Here is a 23,790-nt window from a genome sequence, read left to right as displayed (position 1 = left end):
TTTACCATGGAAGTTTGCGTCAGTCATTATTTGCAAAACAGTAGCAAATCTAATCTACTGACCTTTAGAATGGCTTTGTGCCAACTGATTTAATGCCCAGGAGGTATGCGTGGGACAGCATAAGAAGGTTCGTAAGGCAGTATTTCCGGTCGCCGGACTAGGGACGCGGTTCTTGCCGGCGACCAAGGCGGTGCCGAAGGAAATGCTGACCGTCGTGGATAAGCCGGTGATCCAGTATGTCGTCGACGAGGCGATGGAAGCGGGCATCGAGCATTTCGTGTTCGTTACCGGCCGCAGCAAGCATGTTATCGAAGATTATTTCGATATTCAGTTCGAGCTTGAGCAGACGCTGCGCCAGCGTAACAAGAATGCCGAATTGTCGCTGCTGAGCGGCCTGCTGCCGAAGGCCGGCACGGCAAGCTTCACACGTCAGCAGGAGCCGCTCGGTCTCGGTCACGCCGTCTGGTGCGCCCGCGAGATCGTCGGCGACGAGCCTTTTGCGCTGCTGCTGCCCGACATGGTCATGCGCGCCGAAAAGGGCTGCATGAAGGGCATGATCGAGCTTTATGAGCATAGCGGCGGCAATGTCATCGCCGTCGAGGAATGTGCGCCTGATCAGACCCATAAGTATGGTATCGTTGGCGTCGGCGAGACGATCGGCAGCGGTTTCCGCATCACGGAAATGGTCGAAAAGCCGGCCAAGGGCACGGCTCCGTCCAACTTCTTCATCAACGGTCGCTACATCCTCCAGCCGGAAATCTTCCGTATCCTCGAAAGCCAGGAGCGCGGCGCCGGCAACGAGATCCAGCTGACGGATGGCATGCTGAAGCTTGCTAAGACGCAGGATTTCGCCGGCTATCACTTCCAGGGCCAGACGTTCGACTGTGGCGCAAAGGACGGATTCATCCTTGCCAACGTCGCCTTCGCCTTGGCGCGTGACGACATCCGCCCGACCATTGAGGACGAGTTCAAGGCGCTGATCGCAGCCCTGAAATAGGGATCCGACCTTTTGAGAAAATCTTGAGGCCTGGCATATGCCGGGCCTCGATTCATTTGAGCTGGTAGTTTGGATCTAAGCGAAGGCGGTGCCTAGCGTTTTACCGTCAAACCGAGGCCGGCCTGGAACTGCCGAGTGCTGTCGCCCACATCCCTCGTTGTCAGCTGATAACCGACATTGCTGGTAAGATCGAGGTAACGGTTGATCCCCCAGGTTAGCCCGAAAGCGGCGTCGTATTCGATTTCGTCGGCGGCGCTGCCATTGGAGGGGTAATTTCGCCACGTCGGGCCTCCCGTCAGCTTGGCGGTGAGATCGTCGCGCAGCTGATGGCTTATGGTGCTCGTGAGCTGATAAGCGGTGTAGCCGCTGAGGCCGGCCGTGGTCGACGGTTGTACGGTCGTCGAAAGGCCGACGCTGATATCGGTGCCGCGCTGCGGCGACCAGGCGAGGCTGCCGTCGATCGTCGGTGAGTCGACCGAGCCCAGGCGCGAATCGTCGAATTGTGTGTGCTGGTAGCCGAAGCCCAGCTCGCCCTTGAATTTTTCGCCGAGGTCGAATTCGACGCCACCTTTGCCGCCATAGCTCTGGTTCGAGCGGGCATAACCGTTGCTGTCGCGCGTCTGATCGTAGACGGCGCGACCGAGAGTGACTTCGACGAAGGGAATGATGGCGGGCGACAGCTCGTAGCCGATGCGGCCGCGCCAGGTTCCGGCCGTCTGATTGCGATCGCTGAGGGTGACCGTCGTCCCATCCGAAAGCACGGCGTCGGAATAGACGCTGCGTGTCAGCGCCACGGCCGTCGTGCCGCGCAGCAGGCCGAAATCGCGTTCCAGCGAGAGCCCGGCCGTGTATTGGTTGACGGCGGATTGCTTCGATGCGCCGGCAATCGCATTCGGATCGCTCGTGTCCTCACGGTAGAATTGATAGCCGGCGGTGACATGCGCAGTCGTGTCGGCGGGAAGATCCAGACGCAGGTCGGCATTGAGGTTGACGGTTGGCTTTTCCTCGCCAGTGCCGCTGATGTTCTTCTGCCAGACGCCCTCACCGGTGACGGTCAGGGCATGTCTGTCCCAGTCCGAAGTCAGGGTGCTGCGCAAGTCGGTCTGCAAAAAGCCGCGGTTATCCTTGGTGTCGCCGGTGCGATCCCGCTCGATGTTGATCGACTGGTTGATCGAAGGCTTCAGAGTGAAGGTGCCGAGCGGGATGCCCTGTGCATCTGCCCGATCCGGATACCGGCGGGCTCTCAGGTCATCAACGCTTGGTTCGCGCAGGTTCACGCGGCGCAGATCGTTATCCAGCGTCGAGCCGGTGGTTGTAGGGTCGATGCCGGTGAGGCGCAGCGGCGCGTTCAAGGGTGCGTTGCTGGAGGTCGACGGCTGGTTTGTTGGCGTGGCCGCCTGGTTGTCGGTGTTGAGTGCGGCATTCGGATCGGTCGGAGATGCCGTCGTCGACGCTGGCAAGGTATCGTCGGCGTTCTGGTCGGATGGCAAGGATTGCGCGTTGACCGGCAGCGGTGCGGCAAATGCGATACCCCAGCCGAGCACGGCGGAGGTCGCCCATGCCGCCAGCCGGAAGGCACCATGACCCGCCTTGTCCTTGCCGATGCCCATGTTGTTTATATCTGACCCTGCTGGAAATGACCTAAATTCTTACCCAAGTGTAAAGCCGCGTGGTTAACGCTTGGTTGCCAAGTGATGGCGACAAGAAAGGGTTCGATAATATTTGTCGGGAAGGCGCTGCAGGCTGCCGTATCGCCATAAGTCGATCTTTGGTGGACAGATTTGCAGAAAAGCGTTAGGCCTCGCTCATGAATAAGAGAGCTGTAAGACTCATCGAGAACGGTGCGATCGAATCCGCAATGCGAACGATCGAGACCGAGAGACGGGGCATGGAAGCGCTGGAACGCGCACTGACCAATGGTCTGGCCGAGCCCTTCAGCCGCGCCGTCGAGCTCATCGGCGATATTAGAGGTCGTGTCGTCATCACCGGCGTCGGCAAGAGCGGCCATATCGGCAACAAGCTCGCCGCAAGTCTGGCATCCACCGGAACGCCGGCCTTCTTTGTGCATCCGGTCGAAGCCAATCACGGCGATCTCGGCATGATCACGCAGGATGATGTCATCATTGCCATCTCCTGGGGCGGCGAGAGCGCCGAGCTGCGCGGCATCATCAGTTATTCCCGCCGTTTCTCGATCCCGATGATCGCGATCACCGCCGGCGAGACTTCTACGCTTGCGCGTGAATCGGATGTTGTGCTGCTGCTCCCCAAGGAGCAGGAAGCTTGCCCGCACGGTCTGGCGCCGACGACATCGACGCTGCTGCAGCTTGCGATCGGCGATGCGCTGACCGTCGCTCTTCTGGAAGCACGCGGCTTTACCGCCGAGGATTTCCGCACCTTCCATCCGGGCGGCAAACTCGGCGCCAGCCTCTCGCACGTGGCCGATATCATGCACAAGGGCGACCGTGTGCCGCTCGTCAAGCTCGGAACCGGTATGCCGGAAGCGGCGATGACGCTATCGAAGATGCGGTTCGGCTGCGTCGGCGTGGTCGATGATGACGGTTGCCTGTGCGGCATCGTCACCGATGGCGATATCGCCCGCAATCTCGGCACCAGCCTCGCGGAGAAGCTGGTGGACGAGGTGATGACCCCCAATCCGAAGACGGTGAAGGAAACGACGCTGGCGACGAGCGCCATGGCCGTGCTCAATCGTCATAATATTTCCGCGCTGATCGTTGTCGACAACGAGCGGCGCCCGATCGGTCTGGTGCACTTCCACGATCTGCTGCGGATCGGCGTCGCCTGATCAGACAGGCTCGACGGTGAGCTCGCGGCCGTTGCTGGCGACCACCTTGACGCGGGTGCCGACCGGCAAGTCCGGCCCGCTGACGGTCCAATAAGTGTCATTGAGGCGAATGCGCCCACGGCCTTCGGCTATCGGCTGGTCGAGCGTTGCCGTGCGCCCGACAAGGCTGGCACCGCGCTGGTTCAGGAACGGCTCGTCGGTCACCTGGTTGTTGTTATAGAGATAGCGGCGGCCGAGCAGGGTGACGATAACAGCCATGGCGGCGAAGACCAGCCCTTGAACCTGCCAGACCCAGAAGCTGCTTTCCCAAAACAGAAGCGACAAGGCGCCGACGATGATCGCGGCGAGCCCGATCCATACCAAGAAGAAGCCGGGCAAGACGAGTTCGGCGGCAAGCAGCGCCAGACCAGCGAGCCACCAGCTCCAGGGGCCGAGTTCGACGATGAGATTGTCGAACATCTCAGCTCTCCTTCGGTGGCAGCGGATTGATCGTTGGCGTTGTGCGGACGGGGCCGGAGCGTGGCCGGGCCGGTTGCGTCGCGCCGTTGCCGTCGCCATTGTCGCCGAAGACTTCGCGGACGATGGCGCCGATACCGCCGAGCGAGCCGATGATGGAGCTCGCCTCCACCGGCATGAGGACAATCTTCGAATTGCTGGCGGAGCCGATCGCGGTCAGGGCTTCGGTGTATTTCTGGGCAACGAAGTAGTTGATCGCCTGCACGTTACCCTCGGCAATCGCTTCGGATACGACGCGGGTCGCCTTGGCTTCGGCCTCGGCCAGGCGCTCGCGGGCCTCGGCGTTGCGGAAGGCGGCTTCGCGCTGGCCTTCGGCTTGTAGGACGGCTGCCTGCTTTGCACCCTCAGCGCGGAGGATCTGCGCGTTGCGCAGGCCTTCCGCCTCCAGGACCTGGGCGCGCTTTTCGCGTTCGGCCTTCATCTGTCGGCCCATGGCGTCAACCAAGTCTTTCGGCGGCTGGATGTCCTTGATTTCGACGCGTGTTACCTTGATGCCCCAGGGCTCTACCGCCTCATCGACCACGCGCAGCAGTCGTTCGTTGATGGCATCGCGATTGGACAGAAGCTCGTCCAGATCCATAGAACCCATGACGGAACGGATATTGGTCTTTGTGAGATTGAGGATCGCGGTTTCCAGATTGGTGATCTGATAGGCGGCCTGCGCCGCATTCAGCACCTGGAAGAAAGCGACTGCATCAGCGGATACGCTCGCATTGTCCTTGGTGATGACCTCCTGCGTCGGCACGGCCAGCACCTGCTCCATCACGTTCATCCGCACCCCGATTGTTTCGATGAAGGGCACGATCAGGTTGAGCCCCGGTTCCAGCGTGCGGATATAGCGGCCGAAGCGCTGAACTGTGTACCGATAGCCCTGAGGTACGGTCTTGATGCCCGCAAACAGCACCAGAATGACGAAGACCACCAAGGCAATCACAACGATGCTGAAACCACCCACTACCATCGAACTCCTCCATGGACGCGGCTGTCTGAGCAGGCTCGCGTCGCCTAAAATGCTACCGTTTGGCCTCGCTATGCTCGGTCGAGCTCACGAGGCGGCAGCTCAATCTTATGTGGTGGGTTAGCATGTTCTCAGCAAGTGAGGAATGGGGCTACAGCAGGCGTTTTGCTATGAGGCAGGTCAACCAATCACCGTCTGGGTCTTGCGTCCGGCGATTGATATTCATACTTTATATGGAGATTTCCGGCTCCGCTGCCACGCAGCTTTTCGGGTCAGCCTTAGCGCATTATCAGGGTGAAGCTATGAACTTAGATAGGACCTTGCGGTCGGTTGTGGCCGTGCACGCCTCAATTCCGGAAGACGCCTTCACGGCGGCAACCCTCGGCACACGCAGGGAAGGCAGCGGCGTCGTCATTCGCGGAAACGGCTTGGTATTGACGATCGGCTATCTCATCACCGAAGCCGACGAGGTCTGGCTCACGACCAATAGCGGCCGTGTCGTGCCCGGTCATGCGCTTGCCTACGATCAGGAAACGGGTTTCGGCCTCGTGCAGGCGCTCGGGCCTCTCGATGTGCCCGCCCTCGAATTTGGCGATACCGACAAGGCTGAGATCGGTGATGAAGTCGTCATCGCTGACGGGATCGGCCAGTTTGTCGAGGCGAAGATCGTCGCAAAGCAGGAATTCGCCGGCTATTGGGAATATCTGCTCGACGAGGCGATCTTCACGGCACCCGCCCATCCATCCTGGGGAGGTGCGGCTCTTATCGATGAGGACGGCAAGCTTCTCGGCATCGGCTCGCTGCATCTGCAGATGGCGACCCAGAACGGCGACAGCGCCGATATCAACATGATCGTGCCGATCAACCTTTTGATGCCGATCCTGGACGATCTGATCAAGCGCGGCCGCGTCAACAAGCCGCCGCGGCCTTGGCTCGGTGCCTTCTCGGCCGAAAGCAATGGCGAAGTCGTCGTCATGAGCGTCACCGAGGGTGGTCCGGCCGCCAAGGCTGGCTTGCGTCGCGGCGACGTCATTTCGGAAATCCGGGATGGCGAAGTCGATGGGCTCGCGGATTTCTACCGCAAGATCTGGGAGAGCGGTCCGGCTGGCTCCGAGATCCCCATGCGCGTATTGCGCGACGGCCGCGAGGCCTGGCTGCGCGTCAAATCCGCCGACCGCGGCAGCTTCCTCAGAAAGCCGCAGCTTCAGTAGGATCGCGTCGCCGGGATCAATCCCGGCGGTCTCGTTACGTCCAGCCGAGCAGCTCCCGCCGTACCACCTTCTCCAGCACGTTCATGCCGTCTTCGCTGTCGTTGAGACAGGGAATGTGGCTGAATTTCTCACCGCCATTGTGGTGGAAGGATTCAGCGGCCTGTTCGGCGATCTCTTCCAGCGTCTCAAGGCAGTCGGAGACGAAGCCGGGATTGAGCACGGCGATACGCTTGGTGCCTGTCCTGGCAAGCTCTTCCACCGTCTTGTCCGTATAGGGCTGCAGCCATTCCTCAGGGCCGAAACGCGATTGGAAGGTGACCATGAACTGATCTTCGGAAAGACCCAGTTTCTCGCGCAGCAGGCGGCCAGTCTTCTGACAGAAGCAGTAATAGGGATCGCCCAGCTTGAAGTAGGACATGGGAATGCCGTGGAAGGAGGCGATGATCTTTTCAGGCTGCCAGTCCAGCGTCGCGAGGTGGCGGGTGACGGAATTGGCAAGCGCCTCGATATAGGTCTCGTCGTCGTGATATTGCGGCACGGTGCGGATCGCCGGCTGCCAGCGCATCTTCTGCAGTTTCTCGAAGGCCTTGTCGTTGACGGTCGCCGTCGTTGCCGCCGCATATTGCGGATAGAGCGGAAAGAGCACGATGCGCTCGCAGCCATCGTCCTTCAGCGCCTGGATGCGATCGGCGATCGAGGGCTCGCCGTACCGCATGGCCCAGTCAACCTTGACGTTGGGCAGGTCGCGCAGCCGCTCGGCCATTAGGTCGGATTGGTTGCGCGTATAGGTGCGCAGATAGCTCTCGTTCTTATCCTTGTTCCAGATCGTCTCATAGGCCTTGCCGACCTTTTGCGGTCGGGTGTTAAGCACGATGCCGAATAGGATCGGATACCATTTCCAACGCGACCACTCGATGACGCGGCGGTCTGTCAGGAATTCGCGGAGGTAGCGGCGCATCGAGGAGTAGTCGGTGCCGTCGGGCGTTCCCAAATTGATGAGCAGCACGCCGACCTTGCCGTATTTCACGCTAGGGTGATCGGGCGGAAGCGTGGTCAGGGCTGCTGTCATCGATTGAATTCCTCTCAAGATATGAAGCACTTCACATAAGAACAAAAGCCGGTCCGGGAAAGCCCGGACCGGCTGGAGCAAGCGAGACAAATCGTCTTACTTGGCCGGAATCTTCAACTTTTCGCCAACCACCAGATGATGCGGCTTGATATTGCGATTGGCGGCCACGAGTTTGTGCCATTGTTTGGCATTGCCGTAATAAGTCTTGGCAAGATCCCAGAACGTGTCGCCGGCGACGACGATGTGGGTTGTCGGCGTCTTTGGCGGCTCGTTGACCTTGGCCTCCGGCGTTGCTGTTGCCGGAGCCGTGGTCGCGGGTGAAGACGCAGCCGGCGTTTCAGCCGCTGGAGCTGAGGTGGCGGGTGTCGAGGCTGCCGGATCCGATTTTGCCGGGGCAGACGGCGCAGCCGCCGGGTTTGCCGGCATGGTGGTGCTTGGCGTTGTCACCGTGGGAGGCGAGGAGGCCGGAGGGGTTGTCGTGGACGACGCGCCACCGCTATCTCCAGCGGCCGGTGCGGGCGTCTGCGCTGGTGCTGCCTGCTGGGTGGTGTCCGCCGGCTTTGCGGGTTCCGGCTGCGCAGCTGGCGCCGCCGAGGCTATCTGGGTTATGCGGCCGTCCGTGTAAGGCTTGTACGGATTGTGTGCGCCAAGATAATCGGCGACCACCGATTCCAGATTGGGGCCGAAGTCATAGGCGTTCTTGCCGTCCTTGGCGAAGACGGCGTAGCCGTCGCCGCCGGCGCGCATGTAGTTGTTGCTGACAACGCCGTAGGTCTTTTCGGGACCGATCGGCTTGAACTCGCTGCCTTCCTGTACGTCGACGGAGACGAGGCGACTGCCCGGCGGCTTCGATTTGTCGAAGCTGTATTTGAGGCCGGCGACCTGCGGGAAGCGGCCCGCCCCGTCATCGATCTGGCTGAGGCCGTTTTCGAGTGCCGCCTTCACGTCGGCTCCGGTCAGCTGGAAGGTTGCAACCGTGTTCTGGAAGGGCAGCACGGTCAGCACGTCGCCCATGCTGACATCGCCTGCGGCGATCGAGGCACGCAGGCCGCCGCCGTTCTGGATGGCGATGGAAATGCCCTGCGTCCTGGTGCGGTCAAGCATCGCATCGGCGACAAGATTGCCCATCGAGCATTCCCGAACGCGGCAGACTTCACGCGCGCCTTCGATCGGCCCCTGCGAATTACCGATGACCTTCTTGCGCAGTTCCTCGATCGGCTTTGCCATCTCCTGCACGCGTGACAGGATCGTCGGATCCGGCTTAATGGAGGAATCGAGCAGGATCGGATCGCCTTTGGCGTCCTTGACGGCGCCATTGTCATCGAAGGTGACGACGACGTCGCCGAGATATTTGCTGTAGGACGCGGCCTGTACAACGGGGACCTTATAGCCGGCCGGATTGTCGACCATGGTCGGATAGGGGCCGGCTGCCTTCGGGTCGGTATTCGACAGGAGCGTATGCGAGTGGCCGCCGACAACGACGCTGACGCCGGCGATCTTGGCGATCTTCTCGACATCGCGGGGATAGCCAACATGGGTGAGCGCGATGATCTTGTTGACACCCTGCGATTTCAGCGCGTCGACTTCGGCGCTGATTGCGGCGGCATCGTCGGTGATCTTCACATGCGGGCCGGGGGAGGCGAGTTCAGGCGTTTCGGTGGTCACCGCACCGACGATGCCGATCTTCTGGCCGCCGATATCGAGCACGATCGACTTCTTGATGCGGTTGCCGAGCTTCGATTGGTCGTCGACTACCAGATTGGCCGTTACAACGGGGAACTGCGCCTTGTCGAGGAAGGCGGCCAACGGGCCTTCGCCATCGTCGAATTCGTGATTGCCGACCGTCATGGCGTCGATCTTCATGTCGTTGAGAAACTCGACTTCGGCCGCACCCTTGTAGGTGGTGTAGAACAGGGAGCCCTGGAAATTGTCGCCGGCATCAAGGACGACTACGTTCTGGCCGGCAAGGGCGGCACGCCGCTGGTCGATGGCGGCTTTCAGCCGTGCCGCACCGCCGAAGCACTCGTTCTTGGCTTCTTCGGCTGCAGAGCAGGTTGCGTCGAATTTGTTGATCGATTCGACGCGCGAATGGAAATCGTTGAAGTGCAGGATGTTGAGCTGATAGTCCGCGAAGGCGGCGCTGGTACTCAGCGCCAGCAGCGTGGCGGCCAAAAGACCCACTCCGAAGGGCTGCTTCATCTGTCTCTCCTGTTGGTCATTGCAATCCGGCCCGCCAATGCCCAAGGCGGTCCCCCACAGCGATGTTTTCATCCCGGCGGAGCGAGCGCAAGCAAAAGCTGTTGGCGTTATTAGGATTTTTACAAAGCGGCGAAATGCGCTGCCGGATCAGGCGCATGCCTCGACGGAGGCGGATCCATAGGATTCCCGCAATGCCGCAACGGCATTCCAGCCGACAGAGCAGAAGACGAGCACACAGCAGAGGGCGGTGACAAGATGAAGGCGTCGATTCCGCTTTCGATAGAGCAGAATAGCGCTGGCGCCGTAAATGAGCAAAGCCGGTACGGCGAAAAGGAGGACGCTCGCCGGGCCATCGCAATCAAGGGCGTCGATGCCCTGGGCTTGATAGCTATTTGCAGGGAGGACCGCCGCCAGAATAGCGACGGGCAATGCTGCGATCAGTAACAGATGGAGGATCAGCATTCCGCGCATGATGCCTTATCCGTCCATCGGGCCTTTATCAGCCCTGGCGATTGAGCGAGAAGTGTCCGCCGGTTTCGGAGGTGCAGTTGAGCTGGCTGGGATTGGCCAGGAAGCAATTCACCTTCGACGAGGTGCGCTTGATGTTCGAATAGAGGTTGATCTGGATCATGCCCGACGGATCGGTCGTGTAGGTTCCAGAGGCCATCTGCTGGTTCGTGCCATCCGTCGTGTGCGTTTCGAACCGGCCGCCGTTAAAGGTCGAATTCAGGCCATTGGAATCGGCCCAGCTGCCTTCCACGGAATTCGTGCGCGGCTGGCCGCCGCCCGGATTCATCGCCATCGGCGGCGGTCTGGAGCCGCCAAAATCGACGCAGGCAGATAAAGCTGCCGCAGCAGCGAGGAGGGCAAGAACGGTTCTCATCTTCATAAATATCTCCCGCAAATAGAGGCGGTCTAAAGGCGTATCGGTTGTAAGGAAGATGGCGCGGCCATCGAGCTAAAGCAAGACTTCACAGGCGATCTGCTTGATTTATCTGGCTTGCGTAACAAAAATGCCCGCACGACCTGTGCGGGCATTCGCTCTTACATCAAGCTGACACTATACTTTTAGCGAACCAGAATGTTCCGGAACTGCCAGGGATCCTTGGTGTCGATGTCTTCCGGGAAGAGGCCCGGGCGACCATCGAGCGGGGTCCAGTCGGTATAGTGACCTTCGACCGGGCCGAGATAGGGCAGCTGCACTTCGAGGCAGCGCTTGTAGTCGATCTCGTCGGCTTCGACGATGCCGGCCTTCGGATTCTCCAGCGCCCAGACCATGCCGGCGAGAACGGCTGAGGTCACCTGCAGACCGGTGGCGTTCTGATAGGGGGCAATGCGGCGGGTTTCTTCGAGAGACAGGCGCGAGCCGTACCAGTAGGCGTTCTTGGCATGGCCGTAGAGGAGCACGCCGAGCTCGTCGATGCCGTCTTCCAGCTCGTCCTCGTCGAGAACGTGATGAACCGGCTGCGGCGTGCCGCCATTGCCGAACATTTCGTGCAGCGAAAGCACGGCGTCGTTGGCCGGATGATAGGCGTAGTGGCAGGTCGGACGGAAGGTGACCTCGCCGTCCTTGTCGCGCACGGTGAAATAGTCGGCGATCGAGATCGACTCATTATGGGTGACGAGGAAGCCGTATTGCGGGCCAGGCGTCGGGCACCAGGTGCGGACCCGGGTGTTTGCGCCCGGCTGCTCCAGATAGATGGCGGCCTTGCAGCCCTTCTTGTGCTTCTTGGCGTTCTTCGGCATCCAGTTTTCATGGGTGCCCCAGCCGAGTTCTGCCGGCTGCATACCTTCGGAGATGAAGCCTTCGACCGACCAGGTGTTCCAGAAGACGTTGAGCGGCTTCGGATGCTTGGTGCGCTGTGTGTCGCGCTCGGCGATGTGAACGCCCTTGACGCCGACCTTCTTCATCAGCTTGGCCCAGCCTTCGCGATCGTGCTGATCCGGCTCTTCGAACTTCAGGTCGATATCCTTGGCGAGGTTGACGAGCGCCTGCTTGACGAACCAGGAGACCATGCCCGGATTGGCGCCGCAGGTGGAAACGGCCGTCGTGCCGCCCGGGTTCTTTTCCTTCTCCTTGCGCATGGTTTCGCGCAGCGCATAGTTGGTGCGGTCTGCGTTCTTCAGGCCCTTGTCGAAGTAGAAGCCGAGCCAGGGCTCGACGACGGTGTCGATATAGAGCACGTCGAGCTTGCGGCACAGCTTGACCAGATCGAGCGAGCCGGTGTCGACCGAGAGGTTCACGCAGAAGCCCTGGCCGCCGCCTTCCGTGAGAAGCGGCTTCAGGAGATCCTTGTAATTGTCCTTGGTGACATGGGCCTGGATATGGCGGACGCCATGCTTTTCCAGGATCGCCAGGTGCTCGGCATCCATCTGCGGGTCGATGACGACCATCCGGCTCTTGTCGAATTTGAAATGGCGCTCGATCAGGGGCAGGGTGCCACGGCCAATAGAGCCAAAGCCGATCATTACGATCGGACCGGTAATTTCGGCATATACCGGATAGTTTTGTTTCGTCATTCTTTTCTCCTTCGAAAGGCAGGGCGCCGTTCGGTTCACGAAATCTAGTTAGAGTTGGCGCGAAAGCGCTGGCAGAGTTTGCGCGAAAACGCGGGGTGAGCGGCTCTAATCATAATTTGATGTCACAATAAAGAGCTGTTGAGGGTTAGCCGGCCAAAGTCAAGTCGAGGCAAACATACACGCCATATGCGACGAGTTTGTTGCTCTCAGGGTTGGCTTTCGCTGACATAAACGGAATGCGACGGAAGGCAAGCGCCTTCCGTCGCTTAGGCCTTCAGGCTTTCCAATCCGTCGACGACGGTGGTGAGGGCGATTTCCTGGACTTCATAAGCGGCGACGCCGTGGATCGTGAAGGGGTCTGCGGCGACATAGGCCTCCAGTTCCGCTCGCTCGCCGCGGGCGAAGATGATGCCGCCTGTGCGCGGCACCTTGCGGCCGGAAGCGAGGAACCAGCCCCTGGCATAGCCTTCCTTCACCCAGGCCATGTGCGGCTCCATGTGCTTATCGGCTTCGTCATTGCCCTTGAGATAGGTAAGCGACAGAATGAACATTCAATCAATTCCATAGGAGTTGCGCGCGGATCAGGCCGCGCAGTGAGTTTCCGACATAAAGGGGGCGATCTCTCAGGTCGTCGAGCCGGATGCGGCCGACACGGGCCTTGCGCTGGCAGATGAGTTCGGTGCGCAGGACGCCTGCAAGTAGACCGGATGATATGGGAGGAGTGCGGAGCAGGTCCGCGCTATCCTCGAGGAAGACAGAGGTGATCGTCCCCTCGCAAACCTCATCCTTCTCATTGAGCAGCAGCACTTCGTCTGCCTCGTCTGGCCGATATTCCGCGCGGGCTGCTTCATAGATGCCTCGTCGCGTGGTTTTGAAACGCAGCAGCTTATCGGAGGAATCGAGCCGGGTCGCAGCGACGCGCAAGCGCCAGACGGTATCAGGCAAAAGCGGGACGAAGGGAGCCGTCGTCAGTTCCGTTTGCCCTTTGCGATCCAGAGTGAGGCGAACTCTCAAGGGTGCGGCGGCACCGGCGACCGCGTGCTCCAGCTTGCCAAGCACGTTCTGCGGCGCGGAAAAGCCGAGGCGGCGGGCGGATCGTTGTAGGCGGGCAAGATGCAGGCGCAGGCGAACGAAGCCGGTTTCCGGCTTGTAGCGCAATGTCTCGATCAGGGAAAAGTCCTCTACCGGTCGATCCATCGGTCCCCCACGGCGAAGCGCGCCTTAAGGAGGCATTCTTCATATTCCGCTTCCGCCGTCGAATCGAAGACGATGCCTCCGCCGACATTGAACACCGCGCGACCGTCTTCGAAAAGCGTGATCGTGCGGATCGCCACGGAAAAACGCATGGCACCACCAGGCGAGATCATGCCGATCGCGCCGCAATAGGCGTCGCGCGGGCCGTCTTCCAATTCATGCAGGATTTCCATCGCCCGCATTTTCGGCGCACCGGTGATCGAGCCGCAGGGGAAGAGTGCTGCAAGGATATCGCGGATCGATATGCCTGGCAGCAGCTTGGCCTGCACATGGCTGACCATCTGGTGCAGGGTCGGGTAGGTCTCGATCTCGAAGAGTTTCGGCACATCCAGCGTGCCGACCTCAGTGATGCGGGAGATATCGTTACGAAGCAAGTCGACGATCATGCGGTTTTCGGCCTGCGTCTTCTCGTCGGCGAGCATGGCGGCGATGATGCGGTCGTCCTCGGCAGCATTTGCGCCGCGCCTGGCCGTGCCCTTCATCGGATGCGTCTCGATCCAACCGTCCTCGTCCGTGCGGAAGAAAAGCTCCGGTGAACGAGAGAGGATGATCGGGCCGCCGAGATCGACCAACGCGCCGTATTTCACCGGCTGCCGTTCGATCAGAGACCAGAAGGCGGCGCGGGGATCGCCGTTCCATCGCGCATGGATCGGCATGGTCAGGTTTGCCTGATAGCAGTCGCCCTGGCGCAGATGCCAATGCAGCCTGTCAAAGCGCTCCTTATATATCTCGAAACTCCAAGCGGCCTTCGGCTCCGTGAGAAACTCTCGGTTTTCCAGGCGCTGTACCGGCTGGCCCAGCAGATGGCCATCAGCGGCAGGAGCATCGAAAACGCCGAAGCAGAGCAGGGGCGTTTCCCTGTTCTCCTCGGCGAAAGGTGCGAGTTTTTCCTCGAAGAGATGGCCGGCCTCATAGGCCATGTAGCCGGCAAGCCATTGTCCCTGCCGCTTGGCTTTTTCCATCCGATCGAGGGCATCGAAAAATTGCGCACGCGTATGGGCGACAATGATCTCGGCCGGCTCGGCGAAGATCATCATCTGTCCTGTGCTGTCGTCCCTGAAAAGGACGTAGGGTACGGCATCGGCCATGCGCGGGTGTCTATCGGGTCGTTGTGGTGTCATTTGTCAGGCACGTCCATCATTGCCGCGACTTCCGTGCCTGGCCCCTCACCCCAACCCTCTCCCCGCTTGCGGGGAGAGGGAGTTACCGCAGCCGCTACAGCGTCTTTGGCGAAGAACGATGCGGTGAATACAGAGCCAGTTCCCTCTCCCCGCAAGCGGGGAGAGGGCTAGGGTGAGGGGCCATGCACAGAGCTGCAGCAAAGGCGGACGTGCCTGTCCTGCTTCTCTTCAGCTCAGTTCTTATCTAACGCTTCCAGCTCGTCGATCAGCCCTTCGATCATCGACAGGCCCTTGCTCCAGAACGACGGATCGGTTGCGTTGAGGCCGAAAGGCTTCAGGAGTTCGGAATGATGCTTGGTGCCGCCGGCCTTCAGGAGCTCGAAATACTTTTCCTGGAAGCCCTTTTCGGCGTTTTGGTAAACGGCATAGAGCGAGTTTACCAGGCAATCGCCGAAGGCATAGGCATAGACGTAGAAGGGCGAGTGGATGAAATGGGGGATATAGGCCCAGTAGGTCTCGTAGCCTTCGGAAATCTTGATCGCCGGGCCTAAGCTCTCTTCCTGCACAGAGAGCCACAGCTCGCCGATGGTGTCCGATGTCAGCTCGCCATTCTTGCGGGCGGTATGTACCTTGCGCTCGAATTCGTAGAAGGCGATCTGGCGCACGACCGTATTGATCATGTCCTCGACCTTCTGGGCGAGCATCGCCTTGCGCTCGCGCTTGTCGGTGGTCTTGTCGAGGAGCGCGCGGAAGGTCAGCATCTCGCCGAAAACGGAGGCTGTCTCAGCTAGAGTCAAAGGCGTCTGGCACATCAGTGCGCCCTGGCCTCCGGCCAGCACCTGATGCACGCCATGGCCGAGCTCATGCGCCAGCGTCATGACATCGCGCGGCTTGCCCATGTAGTTGACCAGTACGTAAGGATGAGCCGACGGCACGGTCGGATGGGCGAAGGCGCCCGGCGCCTTGCCGGGGCGCACCGGCGCATCGATCCATTCCTCGTCAAAGAAGCGCTTGGCGATATCAGCCATTTCGGGGGCGAAATTACCATAAGCCGATAGAACCGTATCCTTCGCATCGGTCCAGGGGATCAGCGCGTTGGGCGTTTCCGGCAGCGGCGCATTGCGGTCCCAGAAGTTCATCTGGTCCATGCCGAGCCACTTGGCCTTCATCTTGTAATAGCGATGCGAAAGCCGCGGATAGGCCTCTCGCACGGCGGCCGCCAGCGCATCCACTACCTCGCGCTCGACGCGGTTGGCGAGATGCCTGCTGTCGGCAATATCCTCGAAGCCCCGCCAGCGGTCGGCGATTTCCTTGTCCTTGGCGAGCGTATTGGTAATCAGCGTAAAGGTGCGCAGATTGGCCTTGAAGGTTTCGGCAAGCGCCATGGCTGCCTTGCGGCGCACTTCCGGGTCCTGCTCCTGCAGCATGTTCAAGGCGACTTCCAGCGGCTGCTTCTCGCCGTCGATCTCGAAGCGCAGCTCAGCCATCGTCTCGTCGAACAAGCGGTTGAATGCGGCGGCGCTCGTCATGGATTTTTCCAGGAACAGCTGCTCCAGCCTGTCGTCGAGCTGATGCGGCTTGTCCTTGCGCAGGTCGACGATCCAGGGACGATAATGGCCGGCGACGGGGTCGTTCGTCATGCAGGCGTCCATCATCGTATCGTCGATGCGGTTCAGCTCCAGCGGGAAGAACAAAAGGTGAGAGGAATAGTCCGTGAGCTTTGCCTGGACGTCGCCATAGAGCTTGCCGTTGTTCGGATCGATGGTATTGGAGAAGTAGGTGAGCCCGGCGAATGAGCCGAGACGGCCCATGATATCGTCAAGCGCTTCATACTCCTTGATGGCTGCGCCGATGCCGGCGTCGCCTGTCTTGGCGGCGGCATCGGTAAGCTTCCCCTTCCACTTTTCCTCGAAGGCAATGGCCATCTTGCCGGCCTTTTCCAGATCCCCGACGAACTCGGGGGACGTGGAGGAAGGATAGAGATCGCTTAGCTTCCAGGCTGGCAGGTCTCCAAGCGCCTGGCCGGCTGCCGGGCTTGCCGAGAATTTAATGGCCGAGAAATTAATGAGGGGGTGGAGCGAGGTCGGGCTCATGGGCGAAATTTCCTCTGCTTTTATTTTTCGGATCGTCCGATCCGTATGGTGTCTATTCGGCTGGAAAGCCCGCTGCAAGGCCTGATTTTCCTGCACCGAAGGTTGAATCATAAGCGCTTTTACATTCGTCATAATGATTAAAATGCGATGCTTTGGCAAAACTTCATGTTCAAGCCTTTCTGCGATCTTCGCCTCAGGTTTCGCATGAAGTGAGGCACCAATGACCGTTTACAATAGCGCCAAGGGGGGCGCGCAGATTCTCGTTGTTGAGGATGATCCGATTCAACGCCGTCTGCTGAAGAATGCCATCGAGCGGCACGGACACGTTGCCCATTTGGCAGAAAATGGCCGTCTCGGCCTTGAGTTCCTGAAGCGTGGCAACGATCAGATCAACGTGATCGTGCTCGATCTCATGATGCCGGAAATGAACGGCATCGAGTTCCTGGGCGCGCTGAACGATATGGGCATCGACCTGCCCGTCATCGTGCAGACGGGGCAGGGCGGCATCGATACCGTGGTGCAGGCAATGCGCGCCGGCGCCTTCGATTTCGTCGTCAAGCCGGTATCGCCGGAGCGTATCGCGGCATCGATCGCCAATGCTTTGAAGCTCGACCAGCGCGAGGCGAAGGCCCGCGCCGGGCGCAAGTCGCGCTCGAGCAGCATCACCTTCGACGATATCGTCTCGGCAAGCCCGGCGATGATGCGGGTGATCGATCTCGCCCATCGCGCGGCGCAATCGAACATTCCAGTCGTGCTGGAAGGCGAATCCGGTGTTGGCAAGGAACTGGTGGCCCGTGCCATCCAGGCCGCCAGCGACCGCGCCGGCAAGCCGTTCGTGACCGTCAACTGTGGTGCGATCCCGCACAATCTCGTCGAAAGCATCCTGTTCGGACATGAGAAGGGTGCGTTCACGGGTGCAACCGAGCGCCATGTCGGCAAATTCATGGAAGCCGATGGCGGCACGTTGTTCCTCGACGAAATCGGCGACCTGCCGCTGGAGGTCCAGGTCAAGCTTTTGCGCGCCGTGCAGCAGGGCGAAATCGAGACCGTCGGCGCGCGCGTCGCGCAGAAGGTCAATGTCCGGCTGATTTCGGCGACCAACAAGGATCTGATCGAAGAGGTCAAGGCTGGGCGCTTCCGCGAGGATCTCTATTATCGCTTGAACGTCTTTCCGATCACCATGCCGGCACTGCGTCGCCGCAAGGAAGACATCCCGCATCTTGCACGCGCTTTTGCCGACCGGTTTGCGCTGGAGCAGAAGCTCGATCATCCGCTCGGGATCAGCAACGACGCGCTTGCACTGCTGACCGCCTATGACTGGCCGGGCAATATCCGCCAGCTCGAAAACGCTGTTTTCCGCGCGGTCGTCCTGTCCGAGGGACCAGAGCTGCTCGACACGGATTTTCCGCAGATCGCCGCACAGCTGCCCGGCTATTTCGCTGCCGAGCATCCAACCTTGGTTGTGGATAATTCGCATGCCTCTTCGGCCGAGCTTCTGGCGGCTGAACGAAGCGAACGGGTCGCTTACGGGGTTTCGCACGGATCGGCTGCAACCACTCCGCTTGCCTCAGCCGATGCATCGGCCGGTACTTCCGACAATGTCATCGTCAGCACAAATACCTCGGGAGATGTCAGGAAACTGGCTGATGTCGAGGAAGAATTGATCCGATTTGCCCTCAAATTCTATCGTGGGCAGATGAGTCAAGTCGCGAGAAAGCTCGGCATCGGCCGCTCAACTCTCTACCGAAAGTTGAAAGATTACGGCATAGACCCGGATGACCCGCAAAAAAACGCAGCATGAAGTAAAGCTTAACGTTTAGGCAAGCATATTTTGTTACCCGTCGTAAAGCACTTGTTAGTGCATCGTTCACCATGTATGAAGGGGTCGACCATGTGTGGCATTTTTGCCATCGTGTCACCGCAATTGACAGCCATTTGGAACACGATGCGACATTGTCTGTCGGACGGGGATCGAATTGCCGAATTTGAGTGCAAATACCAAGCCTAATAGCTTGAGCTGGCATTCTGCGTGCTCTAACCTATTTAGCAAGGTGGCCAAGGTTGTAGCCGTTGGCCTCCTTGCTTTGTCCGTTTCTACCCCTGTTTTCGTCGGCACTCCCTCTCAGGCAGGCGGTGAAACCCGTAGCCTCAAGATTTACTACGTCCATACCGGCGAGAAGGCCGTCATCACCTACAAGCGCAACGGCAAGTTCGATCCGGACGGCCTGGAGAAGCTGAATCGCATTCTGCGCGACTGGCGCAAGAATCAGCCGACCAAGATGAACCCGCGCCTGTTCGACCTGATCTGGGAAGTCTACCGCGAAAGCGGTTCACACGAATTCATCTATGTGATCTGCGGTTTCCGTTCGCCGGGCACCAACGAGATGCTGCGCACGCGCTCCGCCCATACCGGCGTTGCCAAGAAGAGCCAGCACATGCTCGGCAACGCGATGGATTTCTATATTCCTGACGTCAAGCTCACCAAGCTGCGCGAAATCGGCATGAAGCTGCAGGTGGGCGGCGTCGGCTACTATCCGACCTCCGGCTCGCCCTTCGTGCATATGGATGTCGGCGGCGTGCGCGCATGGCCGCGCATGGATCGCCAGGATCTCGTCCGCCTCTTCCCGGATGGCAAGACGATGCATATTCCGGCGGACGGCCGGCCGTTGCCGGGCTACCAGCAGGCAGTCGCCGATTACAAGCGCCGTATGTCGTCCGACGATATCCAGATCGCCAGCTCCTCTTCGCCGCGTCGCGGCTTCTTTGCCCGCCTGTTCGGTGGTGGCGGTGCCGATGAGGAAGAGGATAATGCAGATAGCGGAACGACGGCGGCACCGGTGGCTGTCGCCTCAGCTGCCCGCAAGGGCCAGCCGGCTCCGGCTGCCAGTGATGATGGTGACGAGGGCGCCGCTCCGGCTCCGGCCCAGGTTCAAGTTGCCAGCGTAAACGCGCCCGTTCCGCAGGTTCGCCCGGCATTCGGCAATCAGCCTGCCGGCAGCGATGTGGCTTCCGCTCTCGTCTCACCGTCGCGTAACGCGGCGCAGGATGCTCTTGCCGCCGCCATGCCGGATACGGGCGACCAGCCGCAATATGCCGACCTTCGCTCCTATCATGTGCCCGTGCCGTCCCTGCTTGACCGTCGTTCACCCGGGGATGCCGAAGTGGCATCGGCCGAGGCTGACATGAAAGGCCAGCTGGCTGCCGTTCCGGTGCCGGCGCAGCGTCCGGAATTGGCCGAAAGCCTGCTGGCATCAGCCGATGCCGATCAGGAGGCCGCCGACGACCAAGCTGACGCAAGTGCACTTTCGCCTTCGGTCATTGCGGCTCTCGAGCAAAGCCGTCCTGATCGATCGGACGCCAACAATGCGGTTGCGGTGATGCAGCCGTCGAACAACGTCGCGTCCAAGGATCAACTGGCACCCGCCGGCAACGGCATGGCTGCCGGTAACGATGCGGCGCAGGCAATTGCCGCCGTCCTGCCGCAGCAGAGACCGGCACAGCAAATGCCGATGCAGGTGGCCGCGCTTGCACCGGTCCGCAACGAGGTGAAGGCCAGCAGCCGTCGCTTCAATGACGGGTTCGAGCCGACTACGCCGCAGGAACGTCCGATCGCCGCCGGTATCGCGACCAAGGGCGGCCGGCCGAACAAGCAGGACGCCGTGGTGGCCGATTCGGGCCGCGCAACGGTGACGACTGCGCCGACGCTGACGGAGAAGATGATCTCGCAGTGGGCGATCGCAAAGGCCCGGGTTGAGATTGTAAACCGCCCGGTCAAGGCGCCGCGCTTCGTGAGCCCGACGCTCCGTGCCCAGCCGACTGCCGTTTACACGGATGGTTTCAAGGTACAGACGGCTTCGATCGATCCCGAACGCTTCAGCGGAAGCGCGGTGAATTTCCTTCAGGTGAAGAAGTTCAATTCGGTCGAATAGGCAGCATCCACTTCAGCGTGATTTCAAGGAGCCCGTTTGGGCTCCTTTCTGATTCGGCAGGGTGCTATCCATTTATGATCGCGATCGGGTTTGCGTGGCCTGCGGGCGGCATGCAAATCTGAGCTGAGCCCGGTTTTCAGGCACTGCTGTTGCTCGTAGGTGACATTGCGACGGCTTTCAGGTTCGTGTCAGGATTTATGCATCCTTCCCCGATCCGCCATTCAGTTTGGCTTCATTCGGCTCCGTTAGGTCGGCGACTTCAGACCTGATGGATATTCATATTTGACCCGCAAGACTGCAATCATCATTGGCAATGGCAAGCTGCAGCGTGACCTCTCTGAGGTCGTGGACAATGCAGAATTTGCGATGCGTTTCAACGAGCCGAAGGCTTCGATCGGCATGAGCGGTTCACGCACCGATATTCTCATGCTTGCAGCTTCCAGCAAGCCTATGCAGCGCCGATTGACGGACCCGACCTTCCTGACCAGCGCGACGTTCACGGCAGCCAAGGAGGTCGTGCTTGCCTATCATCCCGATATCATCCGCAAGTATCACCCCAAGCCCAATCTGCTCTCACGCCTGAAGGGCCGAAGAAGCGATTGGACGATGCGGACGATCGAATTGGTCGGTGCTGCCGGCAAGGAAATCCGCATCATGCCGCCGCAGTTTTACATCGAGGGCTGCGAGGAACTCGGTGTGAGCCAATGCCGGATGCACCAGCTTTTTCCGAGCACCGGCTTCTTCGGCATCCGATATGTGCTGTCACGATTGCCTGCAGACGAGTGGGAGGTGAAGCTGTGCGGTTTCAGCTGGGAAGGGTGGAAGCGCCATGCCTGGCTGGATGAGCGCCGCTGGGTTGAAGACAAGATGGCGAGCGGCCGCATCAGCATGCTCGTCTAGCTTCCTTCAGTTGTTCAGACCCGTTGAAAACAACCATTTTCAGTTTCGCCTCAGGTTTGCCTAAGCTCGCTTTCATTCAGGGTTGCTAGAGCCTCGCGAAATATGACCTCGAGGTATCCCTTCATGCAAGCCCACGAATTCAACCCGTCTTCGGCGATGCCGCTCGAAAGATCTCATACGGGATTCGAGTTCGCTCCTGCGTCCAATTCGGTCGGTACTGTTCTGGACACGCCCGGCCAACCCGTCATTCGTGGCTTCATCATCCATCTGGATCGCGCCCGTGACCGCATGCCGCAGGTCGAAAGGCTTGCTGCAAAGCTTCCGGTGCAAAGCGAGATCGTCGAGGCAGTCGATGGCCGCACTCTGAGTGCCATCGAGATCGACAGTGTCTATCGTCCGCGGTTGCAGAAGCCTTATTATCCGTTTGCCATGAGCACGGGCGAAATCGCCTGCTTTCTGTCGCATCGCAAGGCTTGGGCTGCCATTGTCGAGCAGAATATCGATGCTGGTCTTGTCTTTGAGGACGATGTCGAGATCGACGACGCGTTCCACGCAGCCTTTGCTGCTGCCAAGGCCTGCCTGAAGCCAGGTTCTTTCATTCGCTTCCCGTTTCGCATGGGCAAGGAGCATGGCAGATCTGTTCTTTCCCAAGGGGAGACCGATGTCATTCAACCGACGAGGATAGGTCTCGGCATGGTGGCCCAGCTCGTCAGCCGAGATGCCGCCATCCGCCTGCTGGAAGCGACCTCCGTCTTCGACCGGCCCGTCGATACCACCGTGCAGATGAGCTGGTTTACGCGCGTATCGCCGCTCTCGGTCCTGCCTGGCGGCGTGCGTGAAATTTCCCCTCAGCTCGGCGGCAGTACGATCAAGAGTCGCAAGACACTGGCAGAGCGGCTCTCCAGAGAGGTGTTGCGGCCGCTCTATCGCGCCAAGATCGCGCTTCGCTCGCGCCGCATCATCTGAGACGATCCATCGTGGCTGTTCCAATCCTCGCATATCATCAGATTGCGGTGCCGCCGTCGCGCAAGGCGCCGTTCAGAAGCATGGTCGTCCATCCCGAAGCCTTCCGCCGTCAGATGGAATGGCTGAAAAAGCTTGGAATTCAGGGTGTGTCGCTGCGTGAGGCAATGCCTTACATCCGCGGCGAGAAGGCCGGCAAAGTCGCTGCCATCACCTTCGATGACAGTTATGCCAATGTCCATGAGAATGCCTTGCCCGTGCTGCAGGAGTTTGGCTTCACTGCCACGAATTTCGTTGTGGCGAACCAGATCGGCGGCAGCAATGTCTGGGATGTCCCCCTTGGCGTGGCTCAGGCGCCCTGCATGTCGGTCGAACAGCTGAAGCATTGGCACAGCCTCGGGCATGAGGTGGGATCGCATACGCTCGATCACGTTCGCCTGCCGCAATTGCCGATGGAAGAGGCGCGCCGTCAGATCACCCATTCGCGCGAGTTGCTCGAGGATTTGCTCGACGAAGGCGTTTCGTCCTTCTGCTTTCCCTATGGCGACGAAACGCCGCTCGATCGCGTGCTTGCCTATGAAGCCGGTTACAGCGCCGCCACGACGACACGCCGCGGCCGGGCGCGGCCGGGCGACGATCCGTTCGGCCTGCCGCGCGCGACCATCCGGCGCAACGACAGCTGGCTGCATTTCGTCAAGAAGTGCGTCGTCGGATAGTCAGCCCTGTAACTAGGATGCCGCCGTAAAGCTGTAGTTGCCCTTGGTCCTGTGGCCGTCGGCGGAAGGGCCTGCCATTTGATGGTCTATTTGTCAGGTGCGAGCTTATCGCTCACGGGCATGGCCAGCGTTTTTTCGCTATCGGTCGGTGTGGCCGCGGCTACAGCTATGGCTGCTTTTTCGGCGCGGGATCGGCAATCGGACGGCCATTACCGTCGCTGAGTGTGACAGCTCCGCCGACATGGTTCTGTGTTGTCGCCGCCGGCGGCATGAGGGTCCAGGTGAAATAGGCGATGAGTCCGCAGACGCCGAGCAGGAAGACACTGAGGATCGCGGGGATAGACCACTCCTTCGTGAACATCGGTGTTTCCGAATGCGATTTGAAAGAGGCGCGACGTGTGGCCGCCGTCTTATTGAGCTGTGTTGGCACAAGCGCCTCCAATACTACGCGTCGCGGTCGAGAGTGTTGTTCCGAAGGTCCGTTTCCGCACGATCTTCCTCACTATCTGTCTGGATGAAGCACGTACGACATTCGCGGTTT

Annotated in this window: 20 protein-coding genes and 2 pseudogenes; 9 read left to right on the top strand and 13 right to left on the bottom strand. The window is 60.1% G+C overall.

Annotation, left to right across the window (positions count from 1 at the left end; genetic code table 11):
* Positions 1 to 109: 109 nt before the first annotated feature.
* Positions 110 to 997, top strand: a complete 888-nt coding sequence (gene galU / locus AC13RC_RS17990) for a UTP--glucose-1-phosphate uridylyltransferase GalU (protein ID WP_095435793.1) — start codon at positions 110 to 112, stop codon at positions 995 to 997.
* 92 nt (positions 998 to 1,089) lie between these two features.
* Here galU and AC13RC_RS17985 read toward each other — a convergent pair whose 3' ends face one another.
* Positions 1,090 to 2,607, bottom strand: a complete 1,518-nt coding sequence (locus AC13RC_RS17985) for an outer membrane beta-barrel protein (protein ID WP_488558007.1) — start codon at positions 2,605 to 2,607, stop codon at positions 1,090 to 1,092.
* A 197-nt stretch (positions 2,608 to 2,804) separates the two neighbouring features.
* Between AC13RC_RS17985 and AC13RC_RS17980 the strand changes: the two genes are divergently transcribed.
* Positions 2,805 to 3,800 (top strand): KpsF/GutQ family sugar-phosphate isomerase, encoded by a 996-nt coding sequence (locus AC13RC_RS17980; protein ID WP_113389187.1) that lies wholly within the window; start codon positions 2,805 to 2,807, stop codon positions 3,798 to 3,800.
* Here AC13RC_RS17980 and AC13RC_RS17975 read toward each other — a convergent pair whose 3' ends face one another.
* On the bottom strand, positions 3,801 to 4,259 hold the full coding sequence (locus AC13RC_RS17975) for an NfeD family protein (RefSeq protein ID WP_113389186.1): 459 nt from the start codon (positions 4,257 to 4,259) through the stop codon (positions 3,801 to 3,803).
* A gap of 1 nt (position 4,260) precedes the next feature.
* Positions 4,261 to 5,277: an SPFH domain-containing protein gene (locus tag AC13RC_RS17970; RefSeq protein ID WP_488558006.1), complete on the bottom strand. Its 1,017-nt coding sequence runs from the start codon at positions 5,275 to 5,277 to the stop codon at positions 4,261 to 4,263.
* 299 nt (positions 5,278 to 5,576) lie between these two features.
* Between AC13RC_RS17970 and AC13RC_RS17965 the strand changes: the two genes are divergently transcribed.
* Entirely contained in the window at positions 5,577 to 6,485 is a 909-nt protein-coding gene (locus tag AC13RC_RS17965) for a S1C family serine protease (protein WP_113330449.1), read from the top strand.
* A gap of 34 nt (positions 6,486 to 6,519) precedes the next feature.
* Here the strand turns inward: AC13RC_RS17965 and hemH are convergent, their stop codons facing one another.
* The 9 genes from hemH to AC13RC_RS17920 all read right to left on the bottom strand — a co-directional run bounded on the left by hemH (position 6,520) and on the right by AC13RC_RS17920 (position 16,741).
* Entirely contained in the window at positions 6,520 to 7,554 is a 1,035-nt protein-coding gene (hemH, locus tag AC13RC_RS17960) for a ferrochelatase (protein WP_488558005.1), read from the bottom strand.
* Positions 7,555 to 7,650: 96 nt separating this feature from the next.
* Positions 7,651 to 9,753: a 5'-nucleotidase C-terminal domain-containing protein gene (locus tag AC13RC_RS17955; RefSeq protein ID WP_488558004.1), complete on the bottom strand. Its 2,103-nt coding sequence runs from the start codon at positions 9,751 to 9,753 to the stop codon at positions 7,651 to 7,653.
* A 147-nt stretch (positions 9,754 to 9,900) separates the two neighbouring features.
* The gene (locus tag AC13RC_RS17950; RefSeq protein ID WP_145316081.1) at positions 9,901 to 10,224 is read right to left on the bottom strand and encodes a hypothetical protein; all 324 of its coding nucleotides are present in this window, start codon (positions 10,222 to 10,224) and stop codon (positions 9,901 to 9,903) included.
* A 28-nt stretch (positions 10,225 to 10,252) separates the two neighbouring features.
* Positions 10,253 to 10,642 (bottom strand): outer membrane lipoprotein Omp10, encoded by a 390-nt coding sequence (gene omp10 / locus AC13RC_RS17945; protein WP_113355044.1) that lies wholly within the window; start codon positions 10,640 to 10,642, stop codon positions 10,253 to 10,255.
* 179 nt (positions 10,643 to 10,821) lie between these two features.
* A complete protein-coding gene (locus AC13RC_RS17940) occupies positions 10,822 to 12,273 on the bottom strand; it encodes a homospermidine synthase (RefSeq protein ID WP_488558003.1) in 1,452 nt (483 codons plus the stop codon).
* Positions 12,274 to 12,539: 266 nt separating this feature from the next.
* Entirely contained in the window at positions 12,540 to 12,824 is a 285-nt protein-coding gene (locus AC13RC_RS17935; protein ID WP_488558002.1) for a YciI family protein, read from the bottom strand.
* A 4-nt stretch (positions 12,825 to 12,828) separates the two neighbouring features.
* On the bottom strand, positions 12,829 to 13,470 hold the full coding sequence (locus AC13RC_RS17930) for an aminotransferase class IV family protein (RefSeq protein ID WP_488558001.1): 642 nt from the start codon (positions 13,468 to 13,470) through the stop codon (positions 12,829 to 12,831).
* A complete protein-coding gene (locus AC13RC_RS17925) occupies positions 13,455 to 14,615 on the bottom strand; it encodes an aminodeoxychorismate synthase component I (protein ID WP_488558000.1) in 1,161 nt (386 codons plus the stop codon). Before AC13RC_RS17925 ends, AC13RC_RS17930 begins: the two co-directional genes overlap by 16 nt.
* A 266-nt stretch (positions 14,616 to 14,881) precedes the next feature.
* Positions 14,882 to 16,741: a M3 family oligoendopeptidase gene (locus tag AC13RC_RS17920; protein WP_488557999.1), complete on the bottom strand. Its 1,860-nt coding sequence runs from the start codon at positions 16,739 to 16,741 to the stop codon at positions 14,882 to 14,884.
* A 220-nt stretch (positions 16,742 to 16,961) separates the two neighbouring features.
* On the opposite strand from AC13RC_RS17920, the pseudogene AC13RC_RS17915 reads away from it, so the two are divergent.
* The 6 genes and pseudogenes from AC13RC_RS17915 to AC13RC_RS17890 all read left to right on the top strand — a co-directional run.
* Positions 16,962 to 18,213, top strand: a pseudogene (locus AC13RC_RS17915) (sigma-54-dependent transcriptional regulator); the annotation flags it as partial.
* Positions 18,214 to 18,332: 119 nt separating this feature from the next.
* Positions 18,333 to 18,542 (top strand): annotated as a pseudogene (locus AC13RC_RS17910) (helix-turn-helix domain-containing protein); the annotation flags it as partial.
* 175 nt (positions 18,543 to 18,717) lie between these two features.
* Entirely contained in the window at positions 18,718 to 20,670 is a 1,953-nt protein-coding gene (locus AC13RC_RS17905) for a peptidoglycan L,D-endopeptidase MepK (protein ID WP_113330403.1), read from the top strand.
* A gap of 282 nt (positions 20,671 to 20,952) precedes the next feature.
* Complete coding sequence (locus AC13RC_RS17900; protein ID WP_113389177.1) at positions 20,953 to 21,570, top strand: glycosyltransferase family 29 protein; 618 nt, start codon at positions 20,953 to 20,955, stop codon at positions 21,568 to 21,570.
* A gap of 123 nt (positions 21,571 to 21,693) precedes the next feature.
* Positions 21,694 to 22,536: a glycosyltransferase family 25 protein gene (locus AC13RC_RS17895; protein ID WP_488557998.1), complete on the top strand. Its 843-nt coding sequence runs from the start codon at positions 21,694 to 21,696 to the stop codon at positions 22,534 to 22,536.
* 11 nt (positions 22,537 to 22,547) lie between these two features.
* Positions 22,548 to 23,249: a polysaccharide deacetylase family protein gene (locus AC13RC_RS17890; protein ID WP_113355068.1), complete on the top strand. Its 702-nt coding sequence runs from the start codon at positions 22,548 to 22,550 to the stop codon at positions 23,247 to 23,249.
* 166 nt (positions 23,250 to 23,415) lie between these two features.
* Here the strand turns inward: AC13RC_RS17890 and AC13RC_RS17885 are convergent, their stop codons facing one another.
* The gene (locus AC13RC_RS17885) at positions 23,416 to 23,610 is read right to left on the bottom strand and encodes a hypothetical protein (protein ID WP_113355070.1); all 195 of its coding nucleotides are present in this window, start codon (positions 23,608 to 23,610) and stop codon (positions 23,416 to 23,418) included.
* Positions 23,611 to 23,790 lie beyond the last annotated feature (180 nt).

Source organism: Martinezella sp. CNPSo 3890 (assembly GCF_057784455.1).
This window is presented reverse-complemented; position numbering and strand designations above follow the sequence as displayed.